Origin of the sequence: Paenibacillus ihuae, from assembly GCF_001368795.1 — a bacterium.
Classification (GTDB): domain Bacteria; phylum Bacillota; class Bacilli; order Paenibacillales; family Paenibacillaceae; genus Paenibacillus_AQ; species Paenibacillus_AQ ihuae.
Genome location: NZ_LN831198.1, coordinates 2,275,957 through 2,282,823 on the forward strand (window position 1 = coordinate 2,275,957; position 6,867 = coordinate 2,282,823).

The 6,867-nt window shown below is 46.1% G+C and carries 8 protein-coding genes and 1 pseudogene; 6 read left to right on the forward strand and 3 right to left on the reverse strand.

Annotation, left to right across the window (positions count from 1 at the left end):
• The 4 genes and pseudogenes from AQR02_RS33955 to AQR02_RS10295 all read left to right on the forward strand — a co-directional run.
• Window positions 1-325: pseudogene (locus tag AQR02_RS33955) on the forward strand (Gfo/Idh/MocA family protein); the annotation flags it as partial.
• Between the two features lie 25 nt (window positions 326-350).
• A complete protein-coding gene (locus tag AQR02_RS10285) occupies window positions 351-1,397 on the forward strand; it encodes a Gfo/Idh/MocA family protein (protein ID WP_054940484.1) in 1,047 nt (348 codons plus the stop codon).
• Between the two features lie 78 nt (window positions 1,398-1,475).
• A complete protein-coding gene (msrA, locus tag AQR02_RS10290) occupies window positions 1,476-1,988 on the forward strand; it encodes a peptide-methionine (S)-S-oxide reductase MsrA (protein WP_054940485.1) in 513 nt (170 codons plus the stop codon).
• Window positions 1,989-2,427: 439 nt separating this feature from the next.
• Window positions 2,428-2,853, forward strand: a complete 426-nt coding sequence (locus tag AQR02_RS10295; protein WP_054940486.1) for a MaoC family dehydratase — start codon at window positions 2,428-2,430, stop codon at window positions 2,851-2,853.
• Window positions 2,854-2,935: 82 nt separating this feature from the next.
• On the opposite strand, the gene AQR02_RS33960 is transcribed toward AQR02_RS10295, so the two are convergent.
• The 3 genes from AQR02_RS33960 to AQR02_RS10305 all read right to left on the reverse strand — a co-directional run bounded on the left by AQR02_RS33960 (window position 2,936) and on the right by AQR02_RS10305 (window position 4,889).
• Complete coding sequence (locus AQR02_RS33960) at window positions 2,936-3,451, reverse strand: hypothetical protein (protein WP_245237284.1); 516 nt, start codon at window positions 3,449-3,451, stop codon at window positions 2,936-2,938.
• A gap of 32 nt (window positions 3,452-3,483) precedes the next feature.
• Complete coding sequence (locus AQR02_RS33965; protein WP_245237285.1) at window positions 3,484-4,218, reverse strand: hypothetical protein; 735 nt, start codon at window positions 4,216-4,218, stop codon at window positions 3,484-3,486.
• Window positions 4,219-4,403: 185 nt separating this feature from the next.
• Window positions 4,404-4,889, reverse strand: a complete 486-nt coding sequence (locus AQR02_RS10305; RefSeq protein ID WP_054940487.1) for a DUF6803 family protein — start codon at window positions 4,887-4,889, stop codon at window positions 4,404-4,406.
• 151 nt (window positions 4,890-5,040) lie between these two features.
• Here AQR02_RS10305 and AQR02_RS10310 point away from each other — a divergent pair, with 151 nt between their 5' ends.
• Together AQR02_RS10310 and AQR02_RS32390 are read left to right on the forward strand one after the other, a co-directional pair.
• Entirely contained in the window at window positions 5,041-5,700 is a 660-nt protein-coding gene (locus AQR02_RS10310; RefSeq protein WP_054940488.1) for an HAD family hydrolase, read from the forward strand.
• A gap of 433 nt (window positions 5,701-6,133) precedes the next feature.
• Window positions 6,134-6,520 carry a CPBP family intramembrane glutamic endopeptidase gene (locus tag AQR02_RS32390; protein ID WP_159067730.1) on the forward strand — a complete coding sequence of 129 codons (387 nt, stop codon included), beginning with the start codon at window positions 6,134-6,136 and terminating at the stop codon, window positions 6,518-6,520.
• Window positions 6,521-6,867: the final 347 nt, after the last annotated feature.

Genomic DNA, 6,867 nt, shown 5'->3' on the forward strand with positions numbered 1-6,867 from the left:
GGACTGGTTTACGCCGGAGGGACTTGGAACCTGGGGAGACGGCCGGACGATTATTATGGGGACCGAAGGGTATATCGAGCTGCGCAAATACAGTGATATTGCCCGTTCCGATGCCAGAGACCATGTCTACTGGGTAGACGGACAGGGCGAGCATTATGAGCATGTTGCAGGCCAAGTGGGCTATCCCTTCTTCGGAGAATTAATCCTGGATTGTCTGCAGCGCAGCGAGCTGGCAATGACCCAGGAGCATGTCTTCAAAGCAGCGGAGCTGTGTCTGATAGCACAGGCTCAAGCAATTAATCTTACGCCGGGTACACTTAAATAGCATAGCGGAAGCGCATTAAGAACGGATGGTGCTAACATTGACTACACTTGGAGCAGCTATTATCGGCTGCGGAGCCATTGCTCCGCTTCACGCTAAGGCGATTGCCTCTATGGATGGTGCACAGCTGCTGGCTGCGGCCGATAGCGATGCTGATCAAGCAAAAGCTTTCGGAGAGCAGTACGGCTGCGGGGTTGTGCAGGACTACCATGAGATTCTGGGGAGAACAGATATTGACATTGTGCATTTGTGTACGCCCCATTACCTTCATGCACAGATGGCTATTGATTTCCTGAACGCAGGCAAACATGTCTTAACCGAAAAACCGCTGGCCATCGATGTACCTTCTGCACAGCGGATGCTGGAAGCAGCTGATCATAGCAAAGGACAGCTTGGTGTCGTATACCAGAACCGTTATAATGAGCCTTCCATACAGATCAGGCAGACAATAGATCACGGGACGATTGGGCGTCTGCTCTGTATGAAGGGCGTAGTCACTTGGAACCGTAGTGAACAGTACTATGCGGAGAGCGGCTGGAGGGGGAAATGGGCCACAGAAGGCGGCGGCGTCCTGATTAATCAGACGATTCATACGCTGGATCTGCTGCAATGGTTCGGCGGTGAGATTTCCTCAGTCAACGGAAGTGTGAGTACAGATGTGCTGGACGGGATAATCGAGGTAGAAGACAGCGCCCATGCCTGCATCACTTTTAGCAACCAGGTGCGGGGGCTTTTCTACGGCACCAATGCCTATTCGGTCAATTCACCCGTAGAGCTGGAGCTGGTGTTTGAACATGGAACCCTGCTGCAGCGCCGGGACTGCCTTTATTTATGGAAAGACGGCCGTGAACAGCTATTGTGTGAGCCTGGTACTGCAGCTACCGGAGGTAAATCGTATTGGGGAACAGGACATCAGCGGTTAATCCATAATTACTATGACCATATCCGGGAGGGGCGGGAGTTCTGGCTGAACGGCCGGGAAGCGATCAAAGCACTTGAAATCATCGCAGGCATCTACAGTTCATCAGGAAATCAGAGGATTCCAGCATCCGCCAACGGACTTCGCTCAAATTGACTTTATAGACATTTAGCCTTATCTTCATATCATGCGCTTTAATATTAATGATGATAGACAGAGAGAGGGAATTGAGTGATGGAAGAGGCGATGTTTGCTGGGGGCTGCTTCTGGTGCATGGTCACCCCGTTTGAGGAGCTGCCGGGTATACACGGGATTGTGTCCGGCTATGCAGGAGGTACCGTTGAGAATCCGACCTACGAACAGGTCAAGACTGGAACAACCGGACACTACGAAGTTGTACAGATCACATTTGATCCGGAAGTATTTCCGTATGAGAAGCTGCTGGAGCTGTTCTGGCCACAGATTGATCCGACAGATGACGGAGGACAATTTCAGGACCGGGGAAGCCAGTACCGCACAGCGGTGTTTTATTATAACGAAAATCAGCGTTTAGCGGCCTTAGCTTCCAAAGAGCAGGTAGCGGCCAGCGGCAGATACGAAGATCCGGTCGTGACGGAAATTCTCCCTGCGCCGGTCTTCTACCGGGCTGAAGAATATCATCAGGATTATCATAAAAAGAATCCGAAACATTACAAAGAGGACCGTGAACAGTCCGGCCGCGATACGTTTATTTCGAAGCACTGGTGAAAAATAAATTTGTCTTGGAATCTTTTCCACGGACTCAGGATTTGCCCTTTTGAGAGTTTAGAGGGAAAAACGCCTGCTAATTACGAATGAAACAAATTTATTTTGGGATTAGAGGGAAATTATCCCTATAATATTCTCACTACATGCTTCCATAGGGAATATCTCCAAGATTAGCGGGCATAATTCCCACTAATCTCCTAAATGGTGCGTCGGTCATTGAAATAGAGGGAGAGAATCCCTTTATTGAGATGCTAATTACTTTTTTTATTTCTGTTGCTGTCTAGCACTGATGTTAGTGTTGAGCCATCCTTATAGCCTTATATCTCTTGATTTCTGGAGCAATAAGGCCTTTTTCACTATTTGGAGGATTAACTTGATTCGTTCTATCAATTTGCACTAATATGAAGTTCAGATACCATTACAACTATGAGGTGAATCCATGCGGTTTCATGAATTTCATAACGGCCAAGTGTTTAGAACAAAGTCTTTATCCATAACAAAAGAGAACATTACGAGCTTCGCTTCCGAGTTTGACCCGCAATATATGCATTTGGATGAAGAGAAAGCCAAGCAGGGCAGATTTAACGGCATCATCGCCTCCGGCATTCAGACCCTTGCGGTGACATTCAAACTTTGGGTGGAAACGGGCAGCTATGGTGACGATGTTATTGCCGGAACAGCGATGAATAACATTAGATTTATTAAACCGGTGTTCCCGGGAGATGAATTACAAACGATAGTAGAAGTCATAGATGTAATAGAGAAGAAGAATGAGAACGGGATCGTTACGGTGCGGCTCTCGACCTATAATCAATCCGATGAAAAGGTGTTTGAAGGTGAATTATCCGTACTGGTAAGAAAATAAAGCAGACTCTTTAAGCTAAATCAAACAGCGGCAGCTCAGGGCCTATTTACGGTCCGTGACTGCCGCTGATTCATTTAAGGGACTAACTTACTTCTGATGCAGCTCCGCCTGCAGCTGGTTTTCTGGTAATCTTATCCAGTACCTCTACAGAACGTCCGTACTTGCACATGGCATCACAATCACAGCGCAAATCAGAGAATAGAACATAAGAAAGGTTGCGTATCTTGTCCTGCTGAAGAGAAGGGCGCAGCAGTTGAGCCTGGACTTCCCTTTCACGGGTATCAGGACTAATCAGAAAGAGATGGCATTCGGGATGATTTAACGATAAGGCTAGGTCATGCAGCCTGAGAATACCCGAATATATAGAGGTGCTTTTCTCGACTTCAAAGGCGGAAACGATGCCGTCCTCAGCATCCAGCCAGAGAACATCTATGAATGAGATTGTATCGCTGGCAGCTTTAGGCACATTCAGCGGCGGCAGTACAGGAAGTGACCATTCCCCGAGTGCCCTGTTGTTCCATTGTCTTTTGTGGTCGTTTTGCGCTATCCAGACTTTATATCCCAGCGAGCGGCCAAGTCTCGCGAGATGATATTGCATTTCGCTATGCTCTGTTTCCTCCCGGAAATCGCTCAGTACCTCTTGATGACGTTTAATGCTGCTCTTTTCCCGTTTAGCTGCGTCGGTTTCAAGGACTCTATCGGCATACCGCTGACAATCAGACGGCCCGAACCTATTTCGAACATGAAACCGGCTATCGCTCCCAGATCCTTCGACAACAGTGACCGCTGGGATTCGTTCAATTCTATCAATCCTGCCCGCATATCAAGATAAGCGCTCCAAGAGCCGAGTTTGATCTTCTGGCCCAGCAGTTCATTATATCCTCGGACAATCGCAGTATTAAACGGAGGGAAGAGGGTGGGATGCAGGAAATACAGGATATTGGCAACGGCTGGTCCGAGGCCTTTGATTTGCAAGCTGTCCAGCCTGTGAATTTCCGCAAGCAGCAGTTTTTCCTGGCTGGTATGCAGTACGGCCTTTAGAAAACGTCCAAACGCAAGCTGATTCACCTCATTCTCATAAATATCCGGGATGCGGAGTTTAGGTTTCCAATAAAATGCATGGGCGGCTCCGTCAAAGACCTGCTTTTGTTCACAGATCGCTGACATGATAAATTCCAGTGCGGAGCCTTTATAGTCATTGCCGAAGGTCCGCTGCTCAATATGCCCGATTACATCTGTCAGTCCGTTCCTGATTGTGCGGAAAGCCTTCAAGCGATCATTATTATTGAGGAACCAGGTGTTGTACACCGATTCCGGATCTTCTTTAAATTCCTTGATACGCTCTGCAATATACAGCTCATTCATCTTGTTTGTCCTCCATATAACATTCTTAAACCAATTGTACTGGAGGGCTAATATAGCCGCAGTGCGTTTTGTTCCGCACCCTAATCGGATCATAATCCAAGATGATTTTCCCGAAATCAATAAGAGCAGAGTCTTCCGGTTACCGGAGGGGCTCTGCTCTTTTGAAATAAGAATTTATAGAGTGATTAGTGGTTCATGCCTGCCATTCCGTTAATAATCTCCGGGTTGACCATACCGAAAATCATCGCGATATGTGCGACTACCAGGAAACCGCTGATCAGCATAAAATGCAGCTTCAGCTTGCTCTCCTCCGGACGTTTGCGGGCGATCAGGCCAAGATCGAGCAGTGCGAGCGGCAGCAGGAAAATCACCCCGCTCAAGTAAAAACCAACCGCGACAACATCGACCCAGGTATGCCATTCGCCGTTCACTGTGAGCGGTACAAATGCAGTCGGGAACAGGTAGAGAAACACTCCGGTAAAATAAAGACCGGCAAGTATGCTGCATACCCGGTTGAATGCTCTCAGCGGTCCGTTTAGTTTTTTGGTGAACAAAATAATAAACTCGGTTACAGTTATCGTCTCTGCAAAAATAACGGGAATTGCCATAAATAAAATCAGATTCCACGGCTGGTTGTCAGCAAGCAGGGACATATAATGTGTCATGTTCATGTTACATCCTCCAATAGCAAATTAGCTTACTCCCTGATCTTAATGGATATGTATGTGGAAAGTATGTAGAAACGGGGGTATGATTGAACAAGCTGTGAAGTGAAGCAGGATGGAATATAAAGATATGAATTTCTGAGGGGAGCAGGGCGAAATGAACCGAAGGCTGAAGAGTATTTTATTTGATTTGGACGGTACCTTAACCGACCCAAAAGAGGGGATTACCAGATGTGTCGAATATGCACTGAACAAGTTCGGTATTGAGGTAGCTCATCTGGATCTGCTGCTCCCGTATATCGGGCCGCCGCTGTATGATTCTTTTGTACAGATTCAGGGATTACCGGAGGAACAGGCCGCTCAGGCGGTTATTTATTACCGTGAACGCTACAGCACAATTGGGATGTTCGAAAATAGCGTCATTCCCGGTATTCCACAGCTGCTGGAAGCACTGCAGGGAATGGGATACACGTTATATGTCGCTACGTCGAAACCAACCGTATTTGCCGAAGAAATTCTCCGGTATTACGGGCTGGACGGTTATTTTAAGCATGTAGCAGGCAGTAATCTGGATGGAACTCGCTCCAAAAAGCGTGAGGTGATCCAGTATGTGCTGGACCAGAACGCCATTGCTCCGGAAGAGGCTCTGATGATAGGGGACCGTGAGCATGATATCATCGGGGCAAAAGGCTGCGGCGTAGCCTCTGTCGGTGTATTGTTCGGCTATGGTTCGGAGGAGGAATTGTCCAGCAGCGGCGCGGATTACATGGCTTCCACCGTAGAGGAGATTCAGGAGATTATTGCACGCATACCATAGGAATTCCTCTAAGAAGAAAGTGGTGAATCTAAGGGGGCGCGAACATGAAGATGCTTAGAGTCTCTCTAATAATGCAACTACCTTGCTTGGTTAAATAACAAATACTTTTGATAGCTTACGTTTGTCAAAGTTTAGTATTTAGGGTTTATTCAACGGTCAGGAGTTGGTTTTTTTGTCATTGTTAACAAGTCGAGACTTTAAATACTTATGGGTTTATTTATTGTTGTTTAACTTGATATGGTTTCTTTATGAATTGTCATTCGGGCAACTGTTTCGTTCAGAATTTCCAATTCTGTCAGCAGTCACGAAGGTTATTGTATGGATTTGCCCCGTTATGGGATATATAAGATTTGTTAACGGGCTAAACCCATTCGTATACTTAAAAATTAATGGGAACGGGTTGCGTGGCATTCGACTGGTAATCATCGTTTGCATGATTATGGGGGGATGTTTCTGGATTAAAGTTAATTTTTTTGGTACGGGGGCTTTTATTTTTGGTTTAGGGTTACACAAATGGCTAAATGTTGTATTGTTAGCAGGATTGACAGAAGAAATTGTATTTAGAGGTTTCATTCTTCAAAAGATGAAGGAGTACATGAATTTTCATAAAGCGAACGTGTTGACAGCGTTATTATTTGTTTCTATCCATTTCGGAATATGGTATGCAAATGGGTTAACTGCTTCTCACTTCCTATCAAGTGCTATCCAAGTATTCTTCATTGGACTTGTTTTGGGATATTTATTCAAGCGTTCAAACTCCCTCTGGACCGTTATCATCGTTCATTCTGTATATAATATGGGAATCCTGATAAGCGGATAATCGAAAGTCTTGTTTGTATTACCATGATTAGGTGTATGGATTGAAAAGACCCAAAATAATAAAAGAAGTTGACGGAGTTTACTCTTTAGCAGATTGTGACGACGATGAAATTGGCCAGCGGTTTTATGCAACACATAAAACGGAATGAAACCGATTTTTAGATTTGCTCTTGACTTTTCGGAGGACGGTTCAGTATTATGTAACCAGCAACACCATATCCAAGGCATTGACCAAAGACATGATATCCTTCAAGGACTGACCAGAGAGAGAAGTGATTGGTGAGAGCTTCTTACAGAGACCGGCCGGGTGTTACCCCTTTGCAGCCGTGGCACTGAACCCTCCCTGCT